At 47.7% G+C, this 24,229-nt stretch carries 17 protein-coding genes; 3 read left to right on the top strand and 14 right to left on the bottom strand.

The genetic code is table 11. From position 1 onward, the window contains the following. Positions 1–271: 271 nt before the first annotated feature. Both DXA74_RS12550 and DXA74_RS12545 read right to left on the bottom strand, forming a co-directional pair. Positions 272–577: a GNAT family N-acetyltransferase gene (locus tag DXA74_RS12550; RefSeq protein WP_233550537.1), complete on the bottom strand. Its 306-nt coding sequence runs from the start codon at positions 575–577 to the stop codon at positions 272–274. A 276-nt stretch (positions 578–853) separates the two neighbouring features. Continuing rightward, complete coding sequence (locus tag DXA74_RS12545) at positions 854–5,197, bottom strand: glycoside hydrolase family 2 TIM barrel-domain containing protein (RefSeq protein ID WP_233550536.1); 4,344 nt, start codon at positions 5,195–5,197, stop codon at positions 854–856. Between the two features lie 252 nt (positions 5,198–5,449). Here DXA74_RS12545 and DXA74_RS12540 point away from each other — a divergent pair, with 252 nt between their 5' ends. Further along, positions 5,450–6,487 (top strand): NAD-dependent epimerase/dehydratase family protein, encoded by a 1,038-nt coding sequence (locus tag DXA74_RS12540; RefSeq protein ID WP_118528132.1) that lies wholly within the window; start codon positions 5,450–5,452, stop codon positions 6,485–6,487. Between the two features lie 13 nt (positions 6,488–6,500). Here the strand turns inward: DXA74_RS12540 and DXA74_RS12535 are convergent, their stop codons facing one another. The 12 genes from DXA74_RS12535 to DXA74_RS12480 all read right to left on the bottom strand — a co-directional run bounded on the left by DXA74_RS12535 (position 6,501) and on the right by DXA74_RS12480 (position 21,996). Further along, the gene (locus tag DXA74_RS12535) at positions 6,501–7,277 is read right to left on the bottom strand and encodes a bifunctional 2-polyprenyl-6-hydroxyphenol methylase/3-demethylubiquinol 3-O-methyltransferase UbiG (protein WP_118528130.1); all 777 of its coding nucleotides are present in this window, start codon (positions 7,275–7,277) and stop codon (positions 6,501–6,503) included. A 74-nt stretch (positions 7,278–7,351) separates the two neighbouring features. Further along, positions 7,352–8,992: a sigma-70 family RNA polymerase sigma factor gene (locus DXA74_RS12530; protein ID WP_118528128.1), complete on the bottom strand. Its 1,641-nt coding sequence runs from the start codon at positions 8,990–8,992 to the stop codon at positions 7,352–7,354. Positions 8,993–9,191: 199 nt separating this feature from the next. Beyond that, positions 9,192–10,574: a M56 family metallopeptidase gene (locus DXA74_RS12525; RefSeq protein WP_118528117.1), complete on the bottom strand. Its 1,383-nt coding sequence runs from the start codon at positions 10,572–10,574 to the stop codon at positions 9,192–9,194. Between the two features lie 191 nt (positions 10,575–10,765). Further along, a complete protein-coding gene (locus DXA74_RS12520) occupies positions 10,766–11,134 on the bottom strand; it encodes a BlaI/MecI/CopY family transcriptional regulator (protein WP_118528140.1) in 369 nt (122 codons plus the stop codon). A gap of 244 nt (positions 11,135–11,378) precedes the next feature. Continuing rightward, positions 11,379–12,902 carry an MBOAT family protein gene (locus DXA74_RS12515; RefSeq protein WP_118528115.1) on the bottom strand — a complete coding sequence of 508 codons (1,524 nt, stop codon included), beginning with the start codon at positions 12,900–12,902 and terminating at the stop codon, positions 11,379–11,381. Continuing rightward, positions 12,883–13,785 carry a GDSL-type esterase/lipase family protein gene (locus DXA74_RS12510; protein WP_118528113.1) on the bottom strand — a complete coding sequence of 301 codons (903 nt, stop codon included), beginning with the start codon at positions 13,783–13,785 and terminating at the stop codon, positions 12,883–12,885. The genes DXA74_RS12515 and DXA74_RS12510 overlap by 20 nt, the downstream gene beginning before the upstream one ends. Next, entirely contained in the window at positions 13,775–15,163 is a 1,389-nt protein-coding gene (locus DXA74_RS12505; protein WP_118528111.1) for a hypothetical protein, read from the bottom strand. Before DXA74_RS12505 ends, DXA74_RS12510 begins: the two co-directional genes overlap by 11 nt. A gap of 262 nt (positions 15,164–15,425) precedes the next feature. Next, positions 15,426–15,719 (bottom strand): PG0541 family transporter-associated protein, encoded by a 294-nt coding sequence (locus DXA74_RS12500; protein WP_118528109.1) that lies wholly within the window; start codon positions 15,717–15,719, stop codon positions 15,426–15,428. 9 nt (positions 15,720–15,728) lie between these two features. Continuing rightward, positions 15,729–18,935 carry an efflux RND transporter permease subunit gene (locus DXA74_RS12495; protein ID WP_118528107.1) on the bottom strand — a complete coding sequence of 1,069 codons (3,207 nt, stop codon included), beginning with the start codon at positions 18,933–18,935 and terminating at the stop codon, positions 15,729–15,731. Between the two features lie 37 nt (positions 18,936–18,972). After that, entirely contained in the window at positions 18,973–19,995 is a 1,023-nt protein-coding gene (locus DXA74_RS12490) for an efflux RND transporter periplasmic adaptor subunit (protein ID WP_118528105.1), read from the bottom strand. Positions 19,996–20,022: 27 nt separating this feature from the next. Beyond that, on the bottom strand, positions 20,023–21,354 hold the full coding sequence (locus DXA74_RS12485) for a TolC family protein (protein WP_118528103.1): 1,332 nt from the start codon (positions 21,352–21,354) through the stop codon (positions 20,023–20,025). A gap of 30 nt (positions 21,355–21,384) precedes the next feature. Then, positions 21,385–21,996: a TetR/AcrR family transcriptional regulator gene (locus tag DXA74_RS12480; protein ID WP_118528101.1), complete on the bottom strand. Its 612-nt coding sequence runs from the start codon at positions 21,994–21,996 to the stop codon at positions 21,385–21,387. Positions 21,997–22,310: 314 nt separating this feature from the next. Between DXA74_RS12480 and DXA74_RS12475 the strand changes: the two genes are divergently transcribed. Continuing rightward, positions 22,311–22,871, top strand: coding sequence for a septal ring lytic transglycosylase RlpA family protein (locus DXA74_RS12475; protein WP_118528099.1), 561 nt, complete (start codon positions 22,311–22,313; stop codon positions 22,869–22,871). 24 nt (positions 22,872–22,895) lie between these two features. Further along, positions 22,896–24,182 carry an O-acetylhomoserine aminocarboxypropyltransferase/cysteine synthase family protein gene (locus DXA74_RS12470; protein ID WP_118528097.1) on the top strand — a complete coding sequence of 429 codons (1,287 nt, stop codon included), beginning with the start codon at positions 22,896–22,898 and terminating at the stop codon, positions 24,180–24,182. The last annotated feature ends 47 nt before the right edge of the window (positions 24,183–24,229 follow it).

Genomic DNA, 24,229 nt, shown 5'->3' with positions numbered 1-24,229 from the left:
TTTATGCGTCTTTTTGCAGTTACGGGACAAAATATGCGCTTTTTCTGTTCTTAAGAGACATTTTTCTGTATCCTCACAAGTATGAAATCTTAAAATCAAAATTCATAATCCGCCTATAAGTTCTCATTTTACTAACGAATTTAACCTTTTCTTCTTTTTATAGGAGCCTGATGGCCTAAAAACAAGCCACCAATTCCTTAAAGCAACTCTGAAGAATCATCCCAGAGAAGAAGATCAACTCCTATTTGTTTCAAAGTATTCCCTGCAACCACTATAGAGAACATGATGCCCCACAGTCGGCAATCTCATAATCATACCCCGGATGGCGCTCCAGCCAAACCTGAGCATAAGCACATGTTGCCCTGATCTTATATCCTTGGGCATGGGCATAATCACACGCAATCTGCACCAATTGTGCTGCGATTCCTCTTCCGGAAACAGCCTTTGGGACTATAGTATGCTGCAAATCCAACATTTTTTCTCCTATCATTTCATAAGAGACATAAGACTTTACTCCTTCTGTCAGCAAATAAAACTCCCGGTTTTTCTCATCATGTATCACATTTGTTTCCATCATTCCTCCTTTTATTATTCAAACGGATGGTAAGATAAGCATTTTTCTTCTGTTCAAAGAAACTTTCGCAAGATTCTTTATTTCCCCAAAAACATATTTATAAAAGTCCTCCTCCCCAAAAGAGTCATATCCAGAATCAAGAAAGATACAAAAGGCCGTTTTCAGGACGATGGAATAAAACAAAAGAATAGCCGCCCAAAAAATTGGACGGCTATTCCTATTACTTATCCACTATAGTGGAGGAGTGTACCCTTGTCTTCAAGTTTAAATCCGTTCGATTTATTTTTGCAGTTTGTGTACACGCACCTGCTTTTCAGCTTTCACTGTAACCAAGTAAGTACCCAAAGGCTGTCCCTTCAAAGAAAGGCTCAACTGACCGTTATCGCTTGTATTGATTTCCTTTGCCAAAACAACACCGCCCAGATTTGTAATCTGCACAAGGGCATTTTCCGGCAATCCGTTACATACAACGGCATCAGCAGCACGATTATAAACAATCTGTGCCTGATTTACATCTGCAGTCACCTCTTCACAGATTCCGGTAGGAACTTTGAAGCCTCTTAAAGAGAAACGCAACTTGTTCGTATAAGAACCTGATGACGGACAGAAATATTTCTCAATAGTACCCGGGCCACAGCTTGCATTACCCAAGCCACGCTGCATGTAATCGAAATGAGCATAGCTTTCGGCTCTCTTAGTCAGATTCCACGGATGCCACGGTGTGTATTCTCCCTTAGAGAACTGGTTATCCTCATAATGCAGGATAGAGAATGCCACCTGACCCTCTGTCTGGATCTGCAATGTGTCCTTAGTGCCGTTAACCAGCAACAGTTCGCGCAATGCCATACGGTTACCCATACTTTGTGGACGTGAATAATTCTCGAACATATCGGAAATGGTTGTCGTATAGCGTCCCAGATAAGAACCGCTCTGACGGTCGATATAATTCTCCCACGGCCCCTTGGCATAATACTCAATTCCTTCCCAGTTGCTATCGAACTGCATATACATACCGATACGACGCAAGTCGGCTTTAGCCGGACGATAAGTTGTCTCCATATCAACGACACCGGCAGCATATACCGTATAGACCACTGTATAAGGACAAGTGTTGCCATTCACGGTTACTTCAACTGCGCAAGACTGCTTGTCATCGGCCAACGTATAGTTTACGTTTACTCCGGTTGCACCGGTAGACAGATCATTGTTGCGGTCATTCTCGATATAAAGGAAGTTAGAATATTGCGGACCACCGTTAGCAGCAATCACATCCACACCTCCTACTCTCCAGGTCTTCACCACTCCGGTTGTCTTGTTGATTATAAACTGAATATTCTCATTCTTCACATTCAGGTCAGAACCCATAGAGAAGCAGAGCAGATCCGAGGTAGCAGGCAAAACCGGCTGCGGCAAAGTTTCCGGACGCTCCTGCAGTACATACTGGTTGCTGGCCATCATATAGCCGGCATCGGCCCAAGCTGTTTTCTCTTTCAGATTCACCTGGAACGTAATGGCATATTCGGCACCCTCTTCAAACTTGGTATCGAATGGCGTCTGCACCTGAGCGGTAGCATCCGGAGCCACAGAAGGAAGTTCCACTTCTTTCTGCTCTACCACAATACCATCCTTCAGAATATCATAAGAAAGAACGAACTTGTTCAAGTCTGTAAAGTCGTACTTATTCTCCAAAGTAAGTGTCTGGGTTGCAGCATCAAAGTTCTTGAACTTAACATACTGATATACACGCTTCACCTCTGTCAGTTTTGCGGTCCATGCTCTGTCGGCAGTAACCAGACCATTGTTCACGAAGTTACCCTGATGAGGACCCGGATAGTCATAACCGGACATATAATAATTGAAACCATTCTTGGTCAGCTCACCGTCCTTGATAGACTGTGCATCGTAAATAGACTGATCCACCCAATCCCAGATACAGCCACCGATTCCATAACGGCTGCCTTCGATGATGTCCCAATATTCCTGCAGATTACCCACGGCATTACCCATAGCATGTGCATACTCACACATGAAATAAGGCTTACCATCTGAATTTACAGTCGCATTTTGTGTTACCTCCGACAAAGAAGGATACATCACAGAGTAAATTTCCGTGTTGTCACGACCGCGACCACTAAAGCGTGTAGCTCCCTCATAATGGATGATACGGTTATCCAATGCCTTCATGGCAGCGAATGCCTTGGCAAAGTTTCTGCCATTCTGAGACTCGTTACCCATAGACCAGAAAATCACTGAAGGGTGATTGCGGTCACGGTATACCATACGGGTGGTACGGTCCACATACTGTCCCTCCCAGGTTGGATCTTCGGTAATGGTTCCGTCGCCATAGAAATGATCATCCCAGTTCTTATGACACTCCAGATCAGCCTCATCCATCACATACAGACCATAATAGTCGAACATGGCATTCATCTTGGCCTGACGCGGATAATGACTGGTGCGCACGGTATTCATATTGGCCTGCTTCATCATGGTAATATCCTTCAGCATGGTCGGCACATCGATAGAACGTCCATATAAAGGATGAGTATCCTGATTGTTCACACCCTTGAAATAGATCTGCTGGCCATTGATATATACCAATGCATTCTTGATTTCAATATGACGGAAACCGTATTTGGTAGAGAATACAGACTCTTCTACTCCGTTTTCATCCTTCTGACTTACCTCTACGGTATAAAGGTTCGGAGTTTCGGCAGTCCACGGCAACAGATTGCTCAATCCGGCAAACTCCAGATTTATGACCTGCTCTTCTGTATCCGCAGAGAAGTTCACCGCCTTGTTCTGTGTAGCAACCACGGAACCGTCCGGGGCAATCAGATCCACCTGCAAAGTCTTGGTGCCCGATGCCTTGTCACGATTGTTCAGAGTCAGAGCCACATTCATCTTACCGGCTTTGTACTGTGCACCGGCGTCCAGTTCACTGGTAATATAGTGGTCGCGTACATAAGTTTTCGGAGTTGCGAAAAGATATACATCACGGTGGATACCGCTCATGTGGAACATATCCTGTCCTTCCAGATAAGAACCGTCAGACCAACGGAATACCTGAACGGAAATGTTATTCTCACCAGAACGCACAAACTTAGTCAAATCAAATTCAGCCGCATTGTTTGCACCCTGAGTATAACCCACATACTGACCGTTCACCCATACAAAAGCGGCACTGTAAATACCGTCGAAATGAACGAAGACACGTTTGTCGGCCCAATCTTCCGGCAAGTTAAAGGTGCGGCGATAGGAACCAACCGGATTCTTTCCTACTCCGTTAATATTGGTACTTACATAAGGAGGATTATCCGGGAAGGCATACTGCACGTTGATATACATCGGTTTGTCGTAGCCCTTCATTTCCCAGCATGAAGGAACAGAAATCGTATCCCATTCCGACACATCAGCCTTGTCTCCGTAGAAAGTGTCCTCACCCGGTCTTTCTTCAGGAGCACCGACGAAGTTAAATTTCCACACACCGTTCAGGCTCAACACACGGCTGCTCTTCGGAGTTGTCCACGGAGTCTGATAAAACTCATCGGCACGCATCTCGGCAGCAGAAGCATACGGCATGTAAGTAGCATGTCCCGGCTCCTTGTTTTCTTCATAAACAGACTGGTCTTCCCAATAGTTAGAAGGAGACTTTTCAGTAAACTGTAATGTAAAATAAGTAGCCTCATCGGCAGCGTCCGTAGTCAGTTCCATATTTCCGGACTCCACTCCCTTGAGATAATAAACTGTTTTATCTGAAGCCTTTGCAGACAGCTGATAATATCCGTCGTGCCCTTCAACCTTAGAGAAAGTCAGATTCTGGTTGACATTATTGGTAGAAACCGTCCAAAGCAAAGGATATTTCTTGCCATCGGTTGAAAAGTCTATAGCCAATCCCCCGAAAGTAGGATTCATGACTATCAAACCGGTATTTCCGGAAAGCAGTTTCCACACCTGTTCATAACTTCCTTTTTCGTAAGGCTCGGAAATCACACGTGCATTCGTCGAACTGCTTCCGCCATTGCTGACCACCTGTCCGGTCTTTACATTAGTGATGATATAATATTTTCCGGCAAGCGGAATGGCAGGTGCCTCCTTGTCCAAAGCCTTAAAGGTAAAATAAGTATCTTCAGCCTGGCTTCCGGCCTGCATCCGCAACTGCCATTTTCCGTTCGATTCAAACGGGACTGCCATCTGACTGGTATTTCCGGAATTGAGCAGCTGATACACACCGTTCTCTTCGTCTACGGCAGCAATCTGAATCGCCTGATTGTCATTAGTCAGATTCACATCCCACTGAAGCAAATAGTTTTTGGAAGTCAAAGCCATGTCAATCGCCTTATTATAATTCGGATTGACAAAAACATATATTTTCTGTTTGGCATCACGCTCTACCAACATCCACTCCTGCCCCAGACTGTTCTCGTCCTCCTTTTCCAGAATAATCGGAGCATCATTCTCTGCCTTGCTTCCATTGGAAACAGCCAGATTTTTCGCCTTGTTCAACACACGGTACATCTTTCCATCCTCTAATCCTTGCGCCTGCATTCCGCCACTCCACGTGCCGAGCAGGAAAAGGAAAAGAAAAGAAAAGACCGATCTCGATAAGTCTTTTTTTCTCATAAATAACGTCCCTTTGATTTTGTTTTCGATTGTTTTTTAGGTATTAAATCTCAAAATGATTCTTGCAAATATAGTCATTGAGTAAATAAAAATGGGCTCAAATCTGAAAAAAAAACAATTATTTTCATTTTGACAGATTTCTTCTCATTTCATTTGCCACATATTTTCATGCAAAAAGAAAACATTTAAGGCTGATTATTTATACCTTTGCAAGCAACAAGTCTGATTACATCGTCAAAAAACGAACACTTTATGAAAATACTAGTTACCGGAGCCGCTGGTTTTATCGGATCAAAATTAAGCTATATGCTGGCCCAGAGAGGCAATGAGGTTATTGGAATAGACAATATAAACGACTATTACGACGTGCGTATGAAATACGGCCGCCTGAAAGAATGCGGCATCACAGCGCCGGACAACAACTTTGAATGGCATAAAGTGTATTCAAGCAGCCGCTTTGAACATCTTCAGTTCATCCGTATGGGAATTGAAGACCGCCCTCAAATGGAAGCTCTGTTCCGCGAGCACTCTTTTGACAAGGTGGTCAATCTTGCCGCCCAGGCCGGTGTACGCTATTCAATTGTAAATCCTTATGCTTATCTGGAAAGCAACCTGCAAGGTTTTCTGGTGTTGCTGGAATGCTGCCGCAATTTTCAGGTGCCTCATCTGATCTTTGCCTCCAGCAGTTCTGTCTATGGCCTGAACCAGAAGGTTCCTTATCAGGAAGAGGATCAGGTAGACAATCCGGTAAGCCTTTATGCGGCAACCAAGAAGAGCAACGAGCTCATGGCACATTGTTACAGCAAACTGTATGGCTTTGCCGTAACGGGGCTGCGCTATTTCACCGTCTATGGTCCGTGGGGACGCCCGGATATGGCTCCCATGCTCTTTACCAAGGCCATCCGTGCCGGCGAACCCATCAAGATTTTCAATCAGGGCAATCTGAGCCGCGACTTCACTTATATCGATGACATTGTTGAAGGCACCATTCGCGTAATAGACTGTCCGCCGGTTGCCGAGGAATGTCCCAACCAGATTGCCTACAAGATTTACAACATCGGCTGTTCACAACCGGTGCAGCTTATGGACTTCATTCACGAACTGGAAAAGAACCTGCAATGTGAAGCCGTCAAAGAATATCTGCCCATGCAGCCGGGCGATGTGTATCAGACTTATGCCGATACCCATAAACTGAAAACGGACACCGGATATCAGCCTCAGGTTTCGCTTCAGGAAGGCATCCGCCGATTCGTCAACTGGTATTTGAGCGAAGACAATCCTTTAAAATAAGAAGTAAATGGTTTCAGCGGGCACTTTTCAACAGATAAAAAGTGCCGCTGCAACAAAAATTCCGTAACCAGGGCAGCCGTGCTATCAGTGAAGGCAATGCCACAGGATGCAGCCCGAATTTGATCTGATAGTGCGGATTAATCAAAAACAAAGTGCGTTGCTGCACCCGAAAGCCACTCTCCTGCACCACATGCTGAAAGTGTTCTATCGTGCACCGAGTGTCGCGGATGGCCAACAGTTCCCGCACCGTTTCATCGGTCTCTCCGGCCTTATAGAGCAATTTCTGATAAACCGATGCCGGCAACAGATGTATCCAGGGACAAAGAGACAAACGGCTGCGCGCAATCTGCTGATGCCCGCCAAAAGGCATCTGCCAGGCCGGAAAGCCCACAAAAGCCACTCCTCCGGGAGCCAACAGATCGTGCATCTTCCGTAAAAGTCCTTTCTTGTCCGCCACATGCTCGATGACATCGTGCAGCAAGATCAGGTCGAAACGCTCTTCCCCCCAATTATAGGTTACGGCATCTCCAACCCACAAATGAGGTCTTAAACCGCGTTTCCGAAAAAACTGCTCGGCCTGTCTGATTCTCTGTCGGCAAAGGTCCATACCATAGACCTCGCAACCGGCTTGGGCAAAAGGCAACAGATTTCCCCCTTCGCCACAACCTATTTCCAACACTTTACGGGGCTTTATTATTCCATATTGCTGCAAATAAGGCCAATAATACTGTGAAGCCGTCCGGCTTTGCTCCTCAAAATACATTTCTCTGTCTGTATGTCTTTTCTGCATCTTTCTATTCTGTTTGCGTGAAACATGAATAAATGATGCAGCAAAGCAGCAAAACACTGCTTCGAAAATTCTTTTTAATAAGTCCATCGGATGCCAACCGGCACACTGAACTCAAAAGGACGGTCGGTATGAATGGTTTTCACTCCCCCACCGGTCGGCAGATAATAATTCACCTGAGGCCCCAGATGCAGACTGAAATGCCGGTTCAACGGCACCTCTATCCCGACACCGCCAAACACCGAACCCTGCACTCGAGGACGAATTTCATTGGTTTCCGAATAGAACGACCGTCCTTCAAAGACATAATCCGTGCGCGATGACCAGGATACAGGAATATCCAAAGCAGCTCCCACAGTGGCCTGCAAACTGAAACGACGTCCTTGCCACCAGGTCCATCCCAGCCCGGATGACAATCCAACATAATGAACTGTTTGCCGCGTAAGTAAAAGGGAATCCGTTCCAAGTTTGAACCGGGCACCGAGTTTCTTGTACTGAATGCCCATATCTACCTGCCACCGCTCGTTCCACCGGTAGCTTGCCGCAAGTTTAAAGACAAAAGGCTGGTCATAATATGCGGTTTCCCGAATTTGCTGACCTTTATTCTGATTCGCAATATCAATCAGATTCAGCACTTTCTCGGGATCTTCAAAAGAAGGGAAATAGGTTGTCAGGTATTCATAATACTCATCCCATGAAGTTGTCATCTCCGGTACCAGCACCGTACCGCCGGAACCGGCAGTCCGTTTCAGGATCGGCATGGCCTTAGGAGCAACGGTCTCCAGTCCGCGGTTCTGACTGTATGCCAAAGATACTGCCCACCGGTTTCTGCGCTGTACCTTCTTTTTCCAGGATTCTGCCATAGGAAGACGCCCGTTTGGATACCTCACCGGAAATCTTTCCGATTTGCCTTCATCGTTTTTCCGTTCGTGCTGCGGTTCTTCCGGCTGCCGGTCAAGTTCCGGAGTCTTTCGACGAAGCGTATCCGAACAGACTGTGGTATCTGACTCCGACGAGCGGACAACTGCTGTTCCATGAGAACCAGGGATATTTTGAGAGTCTGCAGAACGGAGAGCCGGAACAGAATACTGCCCCGGTTCCTGAGGAATTGCAGGAACATGCTTGACAGATTCATATCCCTCCGGATTCTGCGCCAGCCAGAGCCAAAACAACAAGGCGGAAGTTCCTATACCGTATTCTTTCAGAAGCTTGCGAAACAAGGCTCGTGCCCGCGCCAGCTGCGAAGAAGAGGTGTGCGGACGAATGCCCAGAATCTGCGCGATTTCTCCATGACTCATTCCCTGAAAATAGGCCAGACGGAACACCCTTCGGTAACCTTCAGGTAAACGTCCGGACAGACGATACAATTCTTCCAGAGTAAGAGGAGCGGCAGCATCTGCCCCACCCGGTTTCCTTTCGGGCAGCTCACCGGGAAAAGATATATGCCGGGCATACCAGCTACGCAAATATTGCAGGGCAACCCGCCGTAAAGTCAGACTCATCCAAGGCTCCAGCCGGGAAGCATCTTTCAGTTCTCCGATATGTTCCAGAATCAAGATAAAGGTATCGTGCACCAGGTCTTCGGCCAAAGCCTCATCCCCCACAAGCGGCAGCACGCTCCGTTTCATTCGGGGGGCATAACGAACATAGAGATCCGATTGGGCCTTCGGATCTCCATGACGACAACCTTCAATGCATTCTTGCAACTCCTTTTCCATGCTATTTTTCAAAAACAAATATCAGAAAGATGCATCAAAAAGCAGAAAGACTGCGCAATAATAAAGGTTTAACTTATTTTTACATTGATATTAACGTGAGCCTGACATAAAATCAGAAATTTCTTCAATCATATCAAACCCACGTTAAATGAGACAAACGGTCAAAATCTGTTGGGGCAACTGCCGCCCAACGACTCATCTACTGCAATCGGAAAGCTATCGGTAAGGTAAATTGCAGATCAACATTCTGCCCGTTGCGCTTCCCCGGTATCCAATCGGGCATGGAACGAATCGCCCGCAAAGCTTCTGTTTCAAGCAACGGATCTACAGGACGGACAACTTCCGCATTCGTAATCTTTCCGTTTTTTGTCACGACAAATCTAACAATGACTTTCCCTTCTATCCCCTTTTCCATGGCTTCTTTCGGATAGTTGATGTTGTTTGTCAGCCATTTCATGCATGCAACATCACCTCCCGGAAAAGACGGATCCTCAAGGTTCTCATGAGCATCCTTTCCTGAAGATTTCTTCACCGGTTTTTTGACAGGTGTTGTAGTGGTAACACGCTGCTGCTCTTCTTGGAAAGAAGCAACGGTATCACGGGGCTGCTCCTTAACAGCTACTTCTTGAGGTTTTGCAGATTGAGCCTCTACCGACTGAGTTTCCATCGGCTGGGGCTCTTGTACGGACGGCTTCTTTCCGTCGGTGCAAGCAAACAAAGACAATACGAATCCGCCAAGCGGCAAGACATACAGACTCTTAGCCTGCGTCCAGAATCTTGATTTACGTTTCATCATCATCGTAATACGTTTTTTAAGTGAATAATTATTGAAGCTGTGGACCATATTGTAGAGCTTTGGTCCGACAGATTTTCTGATTAACAATAACTGATAAGTGCATGCGTCAAAGCCGGAAGAAAGTACATACCGGTCGGCTTCATACTCATGAACCAGCCTCAAATCTTTTTTCAACCACCATGCCGCCGGATTGAACCATTGGAAGCAAAGGAACAATTCAACGAGCACTAAATCCAAGGAATGCCCCAATAGGACATGCGCTCTTTCGTGAGCCAGAATACAACTAGTCAAAGCCCCGTCATCTGCCGAAGAAAGCACAACACGCCCTAACCAGCTGAATGGGCCGATTCGATCCGGGTAGCGGTAATATATTTGCCCGTCAGTGGTCTGTTCCCGACGGCATCGTTTCAACAACCGGTGTAAATAAACAAAAACAAATAAATTCTTCAGCAGCAACAGCACAACACCTGTCAAATAGATTCCCCAAAGCACAACACTCACAGTCATACCGTTGCGATTCGATAATGCCACAGCTTTCTGTTCAACAACCAGTTCTTGCAGTGAGCCGGTCAGCTCTGTCAAAGGAAGAGCTCTATTCTGTTCGGTAGTAGCAAACCATTCCGATACATCGAACAGCGGAAGCAATAAAGACAAGATCAGCGACATCAATAACACAATCCGGTTCAAACGGTGAAAAGTCTCTCCCCGTAAAAACAATCGGTAGAACAGTTCATAAAGCAGAATGCAAACCGATGATTTGATCAGATAAACAAAGAAGGTTTCCATAAGTCAGATTTTAGAGTATGAAAAGCAGAAAACACATGAAACTCATCGGGCCTCTGCGATTTTTAACAACAATCTCTATGCTGCCAGAAAATCTATTCGTACCTTTGTTCCATGCATCATCGTAATACGTTTTTATTTATAACAGATGCATCCGCTGCCGGCAAAAGAGTAGAGCCTTGAGCCGGCAGTTTTTATATGGATGATTTTCCTTTTTTCACTTGACGGATCAGATCATTCAATTCATCAATTGAAATCTCCTCTTCCTCAACCAAAGAAGAAACAGCACCGAGCACAGATTTATTGAAATATTTATCAATCACAGCACGAAGCGTCCCTTTCTTGAACTCATCCTCCGATATCACCGGATAATACTCATATGTGTTCCCATATGCTTTATGGGCAAGAAAACCTTTCTCCTCCAGTCCGCGGACAATCGTAGACAGGGTATTGAAATGTGGTCTGGGCTCGGAATAAAACGGAAGCAGTTGCTTCACAAACATGGGACCTTCCTTCCAAAAGAAGCCCATGATTTCTTCTTCTTTAGCAGTCAGTCGTTTCATGATATTCAAGTTGTTTTCGGCAAATAACGAGATTTTATAGTTCATAAACTAATTCTTTACGTTAATAATTTCTAAACACCTGAACTTTTATTGGAACATCACCGAATATCTTGACATGAACTTGATATAAGCAAGAAGATATTTACCTGAAAAAAAGAAAACCGCCATTGATGTAAATTTATCAATGACGGTGTAACTCAATATTTTCTGATTTTATATCGGACTCATATTCTTTTAAATAAGATCAGAACTGGAAGTAAATGAAAGGCTGTATATCGCTTGACTTAATCTGTATCACGCAATAAATCAGAGCAACCAGAAGCAAAGCCTGACCAATCAACGGCAAACGGATCATGCCACGCTCGGCCCACTGTTGCCAGCGGTCGGGACAGAAATGAAGCAGATATCCCAAAAGCATGAGTATGAACACGCCTTTATATCCCTGAATCATCTGTACAAAGACTTCCGGATGGAAGGCTGTAAAAATACGCCCGATCATGACCCAGGAGTTCTCGAAACTCTGGTTGCGGAAAAAAATCCAGCAGAAGCAGACAAAATGGAACGTGAGGAACACGGCCATCGCCTTTTTCCATCCATGACTTTCTTCTCCCTTTTTGCGTCCCAGCAGCGAACGGAATCCCTTGTGCAGCGCCAAAGCCACACCGTGCAGACCGCCCCACATCACAAAGTTCCAGCTGGCTCCGTGCCACAGGCCACCCAGCAGCATGGTCATAAACAGATTGAAATAGGTTCGGATCTTTCCCTTCCGGTTTCCACCCATAGAGATATAAAGATAGTCGCGCAACCAGGTGGACAGACTGATGTGCCAGCGATGCCAGAACTCGGTGACACTCCAGGCCTTGTAGGGAGAGTTGAAGTTCTGCGGGAAATGGAAGCCCAGCAGCAGAGCCAGTCCGATGGCCATATCGCTATAACCGGAGAAGTCGCAATAGATTTGCAAGGCATAACCATACACACCGAAAAGATTCTCCACACCGGAATAGAGCGACGGATTGTCAAAGATACGCTCCACGAAATTGACACTGATATAGTCTGAAATAATGGCTTTCTTGAAAAGTCCCGCAAAAATCAGGAACACTCCCTGCCCGAACATTACGGAATCCACCGCCAGCGGCTTACGGATCTGCGGAATAAAGTCGCGAGCACGCACAATAGGACCGGCCACCAGCTGCGGGAAGAACGATACATAAAAAGCGTAATCCAACAGGTTGTGCAGCGGTTTCAGCTCGCGACGGTACACGTCGATGGTGTAGGACATACTCTGAAAGGTAAAGAAAGAAATACCCACAGGCAGAAAAATGTCCCAGGTAATCCAGTTCTTTCCGGACAGAGAGGCCCAGATATCGGAAAAGAAATGTGCATACTTGAAATAGGCCAGCAGTCCCAGGTCGATGAGCAGACTCAGGAACATGAAAAAACGTGCCGACCAGGGCTTGCGACCTGTTTCGGCATATCGGGTTGAACGGTTAAAAGACCAGTCCACGGCCAAAGCCAGCAGAAAATCGGACACGGTGACCACCGCCAGCAGGAAAAAATAGAAACCGCTGCTCTTATAATAGAAATAATAAGAGAACAGAGTTATGAAAAGCAAGCGTGCTGTCACTTTCTTGTCCAGCGCCGTATAAACCAGCGCCACCCCTAAAAACAGGAAAAGAAACAGCGAAGTGCTGAATATCATCGGCGAAGCCGGATCGTACAGCAGATTTGCCCGAAGCCCGTCGAGAAAATCAAAGAGTATTTGTTTCATAAGAATAATAAGCCTTTAGGATGGCTTCCGCCAGAAGCTTTCCTTGTAAGATATACCCCTCTGGGGTGTAATGAATATAGTCTGAACGCTGCAAGCCGGCGCTGCGCCAGTTACGGCAGGCATAGTCGGCTCCGCCCACTACGTGATACAGGTCCCACACCGGAATGCCGTGCTCGGCACCGTAGGCTACTTGTGTCAGGGCCACCTGCTCCACCTGTTCGTTCAGGATATGACGGGTCACATAAGTTTTTCTTCCGTTCTTCAGCGTGGTCTTCACCCGTTTACGCCAGTAAGATCCCGGCGGTGTGGTCAGCAGGAAATCCGCTTCGGGAAAGCGCTCTCTCAGAGTGGCCAGCAGGGCATCCATTTCCTGAATCTGCCATTCTTCGGTATAATTGCGTCCATGAGCCTCATTCGTTCCGAAGGAAAGAATGATCAGGTCCGGGTTCAGATCATCGAACTTGCTCAGGGTCTGTTCGTTATTAAACTGGGCATACGTGGCTCCGTTGATGCCGTAGGCATGGTACACCAAACCGGCCTTACCGGTTTCGCGGGCCAGTGCCGAAGTCTTATAGGTGATTTTATCATCATAGACAGCCGAGTCGCCCCAAGCCTGCTCCAGGCACTGGCGGGTTTCTACGGTAAAGACATGCCCCCGCACGTGTGAATCACCCAGATGCAGGACACGTACCGGGCGGTCGGCCTTTTTGATTTTCTCGAAGAAAGGGGTCAGCAGATCAGAACCGAGAATCTGATTTACCTGCGTCTGACGGAATGTTGGCGGCATGGAGGCGGTCATTTCCGGCACCTGTCTGGCCATAAGCGTCAGTTGCATTCCCAAAAACAATCCTAATATCCCCAAAAAACATCTTTTAATCCTCATATTGATTTTCTTTTGTATAATTCTTCACGGCATTCACCAATGCCTCATACAGTTTTTCTGCCAATACTTTTCCTCCCCGGAAATTCAGATGGGTATAATCTTTGTTGGCCAGTGCCGGCTTCTGCTCGGCCATACGCTTGATGCTGGCCGTACCTCCCATCGCCTCGAACAGATTCCAGAAAGCCACTCCATTACGGACAGCTGCCTGCTGCTGCTCGTTCACCAGATAACGGATTCCGCCGATTGTGGTAATCTTTCCGTCCTTATCGCGGCTGTTCCGGTCGCTCACGCTCACCACCAGAATCGGTGTACCCGGCTGCAAAGCCTGGAACTTTCGGATCATGCGGTCCAGAATGCGGCCGTAATTATCCGCAGCCTTCTTGCCGCTGCCCGGTCCTACCACATTCAGTCCATAGTGCAATACGATCAGATTGTAAGGACGATAGTCAAAGAACTGTTTCAGGTTCTCATCGGGGATAGACAGCAAGACTCCTCCGCCGCTACCGCGCAAAGAGAAGTTGTCCACCACCACGCCCTGCTCGTTGTCCATTGTGGCTCCATAGAGCACCACACGGCGGCGCGCCAGCGAATCGGCATAGAAGGACCATTTTACCTGACTGATGGCTCCAGTGGTTGTCAGACACTGAATGCGGTCGGCTCCTTTCAAATCAAAGGTCTGTTGCTGACCGTCGTTTACCTCGGCCGTAACCTGCAACGGAACTTCGGTCTTCAGGAACAGCTGCGACTTCTGGGCCTTTTGTGTATTCTTGCCGTATCCCGTACCTTTGAGCGTCAGGCTCACCTGCCCGCCCAACGGGAAGAAATAACGGCAGTTGATGCCCAGAAAAGCATTCTTATGCACGGAATCCATCACGCTGTGCGACTCCACATTCTGCGAATAGGCACGCACTGTCTGCCGGAAGCCGGCTGTCTGCGACGCCATATCGACAAAACCCACCCCGGCACCGCCGAAACGGGACTGGAGCAGATCACGCAGATCGGCCGTAAAGATATCTCCTTCGATAAAGGAGTCGCCGAAATAGGCAATGCGAACCGGTTTTTTCCGGGTATTCAGTTCCATCAGACGACGATAAAACACATCCATGCTTCTCTTCTCGTCTGTGGCATAATCTTCAATGCAGACCATTCCCTTGGGACAGTCGTTCGTTTTCCGATGCGCCGGATGCGGGCGCTGCTGCTTCATGGCCTCAGCCAGCTCCTTTTCCGATACATCGGGGGTGTCCGGAAAAAGGTCTGAAAGCAAGTCCACACGACGCAGCTCCATGCCAAAGATTTCCATCCGTGGCAGAAAATGTAACCCCATCAATGCGGCAACAATCATGAGGCACAGAATCCATGTTCTCTTGTAGTATTCCATAAATCGGCTGCAAAAGTACTCATTTTTAAGCAATAAGGCAAAGTCTTCAAGAACATGTTTTCATATATTGACTTAAATCAAGCCGATATAACAAAAAATGACAAGAAAAAATCATCACGATGAAAATGGGAAAGCATCTCGATGTTTTTTGAAAAACATCACAATGATTTTTAAAGGACATCACGGGGCCGAAAAAAACAAAGAGTCACAACAAATCCCACCAGGGATTTGCCATGACTCTTGTCGCTACAGCTAGAAAATATCAGATGCACTGTTCCACGTTCCAGACAAAGGCACGCAGACCGAGCATCTCGGTTTCCTGATCCATTTCGTGCAGCTTGTCCAGCAAAGGCTGCACCTTATGATCGTCCACCACCGTCATGATGGCCGAACACATGGAAGGCCAGGCATGCGAACCGTAGTGTGGTTCTCCAGTTTTCGAACCACGGCCCTGCACCTGCTCCCAGCGGGTAAACCCACGGCAGTTCATGCGGTCCAGCAGTTCCACGATCCGCTCATTATAGGCCTGATCGAAAGTTATCATAATTGACTTCATATCGCATTCTTATTTTTCCGGTTCATGCTCGTGTGTATGATGTATCTTTCCCGAAGCCTTGACACGAGTCATCTTATCTTTATGTTTCAAATAGTAATCGTTCAGTGCACGCTGTTTCTTCAGCTTACGGCGCTTGAAGAACACTCCGTTACCGGCAAACATACAGTAGGCCACCGGCACCAGAATCAGAGTCAGCACGGTAGATACCGTCAGACCACCGATTACGGCCACGCCCAGCGGACGCCACATCTCGGCACCGACACCCTGGCCCACCGCCATAGGCACCATACCCAGAATGGTAGTCAGCGTGGTCATCAGTACCGGGCGCAGACGGCTTCGTCCGGCCGTAATTACCGAGCGGATAATACCCATGCCGCGCTCCCGACAAAGCAGGATATAGTCAATGAGCACAATACCGTTCTTTACTACGATACCGATCAGCATGATTCCTCCCAACATGGACATCACGCTCAACGGAGTGTCGGAAAGGAACAGGGCCAGAATCACACCGCTGAAGGCAAACGGAATGGAGAACATGATGATGAACGGATAGGTCATGGACTCAAACTGAGCCGCCATCACAATGAACACCAGAATCAGGATCAGCACGGCCAGCGTACCCAAATCCTTGTTGGAATCCTGCTGGTCTTCATACGAACCGGCCACCTTCACCATAATACCCTGCGGCAAATCCATCTTTTCGATAATGGCATTACCGGCAGCCACACCCTCACTCAAGGCAATACCCGAAAGCACGGCATCTACGGTTACGATACGCTCACGGTCCTTACGCTCAATCGTTGGCGGAGAGAAGCGCTCTACTACCGTACCGACATCCTTCACGCGGACACCCTGTCCGGCAGCATTATAGATCATCACGTTTTCCAAAGCTTCGATACTCTGGCGCTGGTCGGGCTCGTAACGCACTTTAATGTCGTACTCATCACCGTCCTCACGATAATAGGAAGCAGTGGCTCCGTTAATACGGTTACGCAAATAGGTGGCTGCGGTAGTCAGATTCAGTCCGTGCAACGCCAGTTTCTCACGGTCGAAATCCACCTGATACTCCGGCTGATAGTCGCTTCGGCTGATATTCACCTGACCGACACCCGGCACCTTTTCAAGTTGTTCCTTGAGCTGCTGGGCCACGCGGTCGGTCGCATCGAAATCATAACCATAAATTTCGAATGATGCCATAGACTGTCCGCCCATACCTCCGTGTCCGCCACCGAGCATCACGTCGGTTTTCACAAATTCCGGATATTGGGCCAGATCGGCACGCATTTCATCACAGATCTGCGCCAGTCCCTTGTCACGTTCGTTCGAAGGTACCATGGAGATATTGAACTCAATGATGTGCGGACCGTTATCCGACAAAGAACTGTAGGTATCATCATCGCTGGCCTGACCGACCTTGAAGTTGATGGCCTCCATGTCTTTGCCATAGCGTTTCTGCCACTTGTCTGTCAGTTCGAGAGAAAGGCGCTCGGCCTCTTCCACACGGGTACCGACCGGCAACTCCAACTTGATACCGACACGACCGCTATCGTTGGCCGGGAAGAACTCGGACTGAATTCCGCTGCAGCATCCCAAACTGAGAACAAACAGACCAATACAACCGAAAAGGATGGTCTTGCGATGGCGCACACCCCAGTCCAGACGGGCGGCATACCACAAATCCAGACGGTCGAGCGCTTTCTGTATCGGAGTGAAGAGCATCAGGAACAGCTTGCTCTGCTTCTTCTGCAAACGCAACAGCTGTGAACACATCATCGGCGTGAAGGTCAGCGCCGAAATCGTAGAGATGGTCATAATCACACACATCATCCAACCCAACTGCTTGAACAGCACTCCGGACATACCGGTCACCATGGTCAGCGGGAAGAATACGGCAATCATGGTCAGTGTAGAAGCCACTACGGAAATGGCCACCTCGTTGGTACCATGCACCGCGGCCTGTTTCGGATCTGAGCCGCGCTCAATATGGGTGGTGACATTCTCCAGCACCACAATGGCATCGTCCACCACATTACCAATCGCGATACTCAGACACGACAGAGAAATCATGTTCAACGAACCGTCGGCCACGAACAGATAAATGAATGAGGCAATCAACGACATCGGGATGGTGATACAGATAATCACCGTGGCACGCCAACGACCCAGGAAGACAAACACCACCAGCACCACAAAGAGGATGGCATAAAGGATGGTTTCTACCAGAGAGTCGATGGTGTTCAGGATGTTGTCCGAGGTATCGGTAATCACACCCAGTTTCACATCGGTAGGAAGCTGTTTCTGCAAGGTGGGCAGCATCTTCTTGACATCCTGTGCAATCTGCACGGAGTTGGCACCGGTCTGCTTCTGAACCACAATCATGGCTCCCTGCTTTCCGCCGTTATAGGCTTTCTGGGCACGCTCCTGCACTCCGTCCACAATGCGCGCAATGTCGCGCAGATAAACGGGGGCTCCGTTGTGCGTTCCCACAATGATATTCAGCATCTGCTGCGGGTCCTTGAACTCACCTTCCACACGCAGGGCGTAGGTGTTGTTTCCCACATCAAACGATCCTCCGGGCACATTCTTGTTTTCCTGAGCGATAATCTGGGTGACCGTCTCCACCGGAATGCCATAGGCTTCCATCTTGCGGGCATCCATATAGATGTTGATTTCACGCTCCGGCGCACCGGAAATGGATACGGTTCCCACACCGTCAATACGGGCCAGCGGATTGGCCACATTGTCGTCCAGAATCTTATACAGCGCATTCTGGCTCTCATCGGCCTGAACGGACAGGATGACAATAGGAATCATATCGGTGGAGAACTTGAAGATAATCGGAGTGTTCGACTCGTCCGGAAGCATGGAGCTGACCATGTCCAGCTTGTCGCGCACATCGTTGGTAATCACCTCAATGTCATTTCCATATTCAAACTCCAGAGTAATCACCGAGGTGTTTTCACGCGACTGCGAAGTGATGTGCTTCAGATGCTCCACAGAGTTCAGGGTATTCTCCAGGGGGCGGGTCACATTGTTCTCGATATCCGAAGCCGAAGCACCGGGATAGGTGGTAATCACCATAATGGTGTTGGTGTCAATATCCGGATAAAGGTCTACCGGAAGTTTGGATAGCGAGAACAGACCCAGGATCATCACGGCCACAAAACAGAGTGTGGTCATAATCGGTTTCTTTACCGCTCCTTCATATAAACTCATAACAATTGGTTTTCAGTGTTAATCAAATTCGGCAAAATCATTTTACCAGTTCCACGGCGGCACCGTCGGCCAGCTTGTTCTGTCCGGCAATGACAACCTGCTGACCGGCCTCTACTCCACTCAGGATTTCATATTCCGTACCCAGACGACGACCAATCTCCACTTTCTTGCGGCTCACCGTTCCATTCTTCTCATAGACATAGACATAATGATCGCCGGCTCCCATCTGCTTGACTACAGCCTGATCGGGCACCAGAGTGTGGCGCTCCACACCGAAAGTCAATGTGGCACGGGCAAACATTCCGGGACGCACGCGGCTGTCCTGATTGCTCAAAGTAATCTCCACAGGGAAAGTATGGGTGTTCGGATCAATCGTCGGATAAACGATGCTTACCTTTCCGGGGAATTCCTCTTCACCATAGGTATCGACACGCACGGCTACCGACATGCCTTTCTTCACCTGCGGATAGTAGGTCTCGGAAACATGAATCAGCATCTTTACCGGCGACAGTGTTTCGATGGTCAGAATCGGATTGGCTCCGGCCATATCCCCGTTATCGTAGTTGCGGGCAGTGACCACACCGCTCACCGGACTGATCAGGCGGGTGTTTTCCTGCATGTTGCGATAGGCCGTTTCGTTAATGTCCAGCTGCATCTTGGCATTGTCCCACTCAGCCTTGCTGGCTCCGCCCACCTTATACAACTGGTCGGTACGGTTAAATTCCACCTTCTGATTCTCAATCTGCAACTTCAATTGCTGCAAAGACGACTCGTCCATCTGCACCAAAAGCTGTCCGCGACGCACCACATCGCCTACATCTACCAGAATATTCTTGATACGCAGTGCCGCATTCGAAGAGATATTGTTCTTCACATCACTCTCCACAGTGGCCGTATATTCCTCGATCTGTTCTACATCACGCTCAGAAGACATGGCAATCTTTACCTTCGGCTTCTCCTCAGCCTCCTGCTGCTGTTCTTTGTTTTCCTTGTTTCCGGAGCAGGCCGGCAGACAACACAAGGCCAGCAGGAACGCTCCCATTTGCACTAATTTTCTCATATTCTCTATTCTTTGTTTTTATTCTTTTTATTGGTCATTGCCGATCAGACAATCCAAATCGGCACGTGCGGTAAGATAATCATAGATGGCCTGATTGTAGGTCAGCTCTGCCTGAGTCAAGGCCACTTCACTGCTGTTCAGTTCCAGAATCGTGCCGCGGCCCACATCGTATCGTTTCTGGGCGATAAGAAGTCCCTTTTCGGCCTGTGCCACAGACTCCTTGTTACTGGCCATCTGTTCGTTGCTGGCCTGCATATTGTCCAGATAAGTCTGCACCTGCATATTCAACTGACGCTCCGTATTCAGGCGGTTCTCGGCCAGCTGCTGCATCTGGATGCGCGTGGTCTTCATCTTCGTAAAATTATCTGCATGGAACAGCGGAATGCTCAGCGTGAGCGCCAAAGTGGAACTCGGCGTCCAGTTGTAGTTCCAGAACTGGAAATTCTGATTAAACAGAGCCTGATACTGGTACTGATAATTCAAAGCCAGTGTCGGAATAAAGGCTGACTTCTGAATGCGCAGACTGTGATCCAGCAGTTTTTCGTTGAACGTAAACTGACGCAAAGTGGTGTTCTGCTCCAAAGAAACCTGCTCCAGCGGGTCGTATTCATGCACCGCCTGCTCGTAATTTTTCAGGTTATCCTGAATCTGGATTTCCAGTTCGGGATCGCCGATGCCGAGCAGTACCTTCATCTGGGTTTTAGCCAGATTCACGGCGTTGGCGGCCGCCACAACATTCGGCTTGATGTTGCGCATTTGCACCTCGGCCGAAATCTTGTCGTACTCGCTGACACTGCCCTGCTCAAACTTGGCCTTGACCACATTATAGTTCTCCTCGCTATAATTATAGCTTTTCTGCAACACTGCGTAACTGTCCTGCGCCAGCATGAGCTGATAATAAGCCTTAGTCACCTGATTGATCAAATCCAGACGTGACGCCCGGCTCTTTTCTGCCGCCAAAGCAATATCGTCCTTGGTCATCTTCATGGTACGATAGACAGCAGGCGCATAAACCGGCAGACTGATATTCAAGGCTCCATTCCAGGTGTTTGATGCATCGTTACCCATCTTCACCTGGTTACCGCCGATATTCATGGTGGCCGTCTTGATGGTGTAGGTGATAGTACCATTCAAATCCACAGTCGGCAACAGACTTTGCCAGGCCTCCTTTGCCGAGACCTTTTTCAGCTCGATGTCCTGATCGGCCACCTTGATGGTCGGGTTGTCGCTCAGAGCAATCTTCAAAGCCTCATCCAGTGTAAGCTGCAATACTTCTCCGGCATACGCACGGTGCACCCGGGCCCCGAAGCATAAAGCCAACAACAGCAATACTCCTTTTCTTAAACTCATCTTCATCATTCTATATTATGGTTACATTATATATATAGTCTAGAATTCCATTTCCTCCTTCATGTAAGTGTCAATAATCCGGCCTCCCTCTTCGGTGGAAATGCCACGAAGCCATACCAACAAAATCAGGCGAAACACTTCCTGTGGGGTATATTTGCGCCAGACTCCTTCTTCGTAAAGCAGACGCAACTGGGCCGTAAGGAACTCTTCAAACAATTCAAAGCGGATGTCGCCGCGCATCAGTCCCTGCTCCACCCCTAGTTTCAAGGCAGCTATAAACTCACGCGAAGAATTCTTGTTATAAAGTTGCACGTATTCCGTCACACGCCGGTAACGCATGATATCCCGGGTAAAACCCGGATAAGTGTTGCGACAGGCTGCCAGCTTCTGGTTGAAAGAAAAAAGTATCAGTTCCAGCACATTGTGCGTGCCACTCTCAGCATACTCCATCAAGGTTTTCTGTTCTTGCGCCCAATGATATTTCAGGCATTCTATAAGCAATTGTTCCTTATCGCCGAACTGTTCGTATAAGGTACGTTTTGAAATACCGGCATGAGCAGCAATCTCATCCATGGTAACCGAGCGGACTCCCTTTTCTCTGAAGCGATGCAATACCCAGGCTAAGATAGCTTCTTTTTGTTCTTTTTCCACAAGATTCTGATTTTAGATAGATCACATTTCAGAGGTCTTCCTTTACAGAAAACTTCTGATACTGATACAAAAGTATAAAAGAAAACTTTACGAGGCTAAAAAGTTTTCTAGCAATCCCTCTTAGTTAATATTAATTAAGGAGAAAGCCTTATTTGCGACTCAAAAAACCAAGATAATGTTATACATCAAGAGGTTGATCAGATGTCCAAAATGGCTTTTTGGTGATAAAAAAAGGGTAATTTGGCGAAAAAAACGTTCTTTTTTTGGCTTTTTCCATGATTTTATAGCATCTTTGTAAAATAAACATACGTGTTATGCAAAACAGACTTCTAACTTTAAGCCTGATTTTTTTATTGGGCGGCGGCATTCTGTTCGCACAAACCAAAGGCAGGGCATCTTATTATTCGGATAAGCTGCACGGCAATTTTATGAGTAACGGGGAACGCTATAACAAAGACAGCATGACCTGTGCACACTTAAAATACCCCTTAGGGACACTGCTGAAAGTACGCAACCTAAGCAATGGCAGAGAGGTCATTGTCAAGGTAACCGACCGCGGGCCGCATACACGGCGTTTTGTTATTGACCTATCCAAGGCCGCGGCCAAAAAACTAGACATCATACGCTCTGGACACAGTATGGTGGAAATCACTCCCTATCACGAACGTAGAGTACCTTATCGCTGGACAGATGATGATCCGGACGACAAGGAAGTGGACATCAGCTTCATTCCGGCTGCCGGTTTCTCTACTCCATTCTGGCAGACCGACTCGGCTTTCCTAGCAAAGAAAAAACAACCGCACAAAATCAAACACTTGCAAAAGAAAGTAAATAAGATATTACACGAGGATTTAAAGAAAAACATCAAAAAATAAACACTGAAAAAACTCAAAAACACAATGGAAAAGAAAACAAGCAGGGCCTCTTTATGCGTACAGGCCGGATGGAATCCCAAGAAAGGGGAAGCACGCGTATTACCCATCTATCAGAGTACGACTTTCAAATATGAAAACAGTGACCAGATGGCCCGCCTGTTTGATTTAAAAGACAGTGGTTTCTTCTATACTCGCCTTCAAAACCCGACAACCGAGGCCGTGGCCGAAAAGATCGCCAAACTGGAAGGCGGTGTGGCTGCCATGCTGACTTCTTCGGGTCAGGCTGCCAACTTCTATGCCGTGTTCAATATCTGCGAAGCCGGCGATCACCTGATCTGCTCCAATACTGTTTACGGCGGTACCTTTAATCTCTTTGGAGTAACTCTGAAGAAACTGGGTATTGAATGTACTTTCATCGACACCAACTGGAGCGATGAGGAAATCGAGGCTGCTTTCCGTCCAAACACGAAGTGCGTCTTCGGAGAGACCATCTCTAATCCTGGAGGTAATGTCTTTGACATTGAGCGCTTTGCCAAGATGGCTCACAAGCATGGTGTACCTCTGATCGTAGACAATACGTTTGCCACTCCTATTAATTGCCGTCCTTTTGAATGGGGCGCTGACATCGTAACCCACTCTACCAGCAAATATATGGACGGACACGCCGTATCTCTGGGCGGTGCTGTTGTAGACAGCGGAAACTTTGACTGGGAAAAATATCACGATAAGTTCCCGGGACTCTGCGAGCCGGATGAGAGCTACCACGGACTGACTTATACCAAAGCATTCGGCAAGATGGCTTTCATTACCAAAGCTACCGTACAGCTGATGCGCGACTTAGGCTCTACTCCTAGCCCGATGAACGCCTTCCTGCTGAATCTGGGATTGGAAACCTTGCATCTGCGCATGCCACAACACTGTAAAAACGCACAGACTGTAGCCGAGTACCTGCAAAAGAACGAGCGCGTGGCTTGGGTAAACTACTGCGGACTGGAAGGAAACGCTTATCACGAACTGGCCAAGAAATATCTGCCAAACGGTTCATCCGGCGTTATTGCCTTTGGCTTGAAAGGAAGCAAAGAGGATGCCATCCGCTTTATGGACAGCCTGAAGATGATCAGCATCGTAACCCACGTAGCTGATGCCCGTACCTGCGTACTGCATCCGGCCAGCCATACTCACCGTCAGCTGAGCGACGAGCAGTTGAAAGAAGCCGGTATTGCTCCTGACCTGATCCGTCTGTCAGTAGGTATTGAAGATGTAAACGACATCATCGCAGACATCGAGCAGGCTTTGGAAGCATCCAAGTAAGCGACATACCAGATACGGAATGTTCTCAGATATCATACATAAGAATC

It is taken from the genome of Bacteroides sp. OF04-15BH, from assembly GCF_003477995.1.
In the GTDB taxonomy this organism is placed as follows: domain Bacteria; phylum Bacteroidota; class Bacteroidia; order Bacteroidales; family Bacteroidaceae; genus Paraprevotella.
The sequence above is the reverse complement of the archived record's forward strand: the minus strand, read 5'-3'. Positions and strand labels throughout refer to the sequence as shown.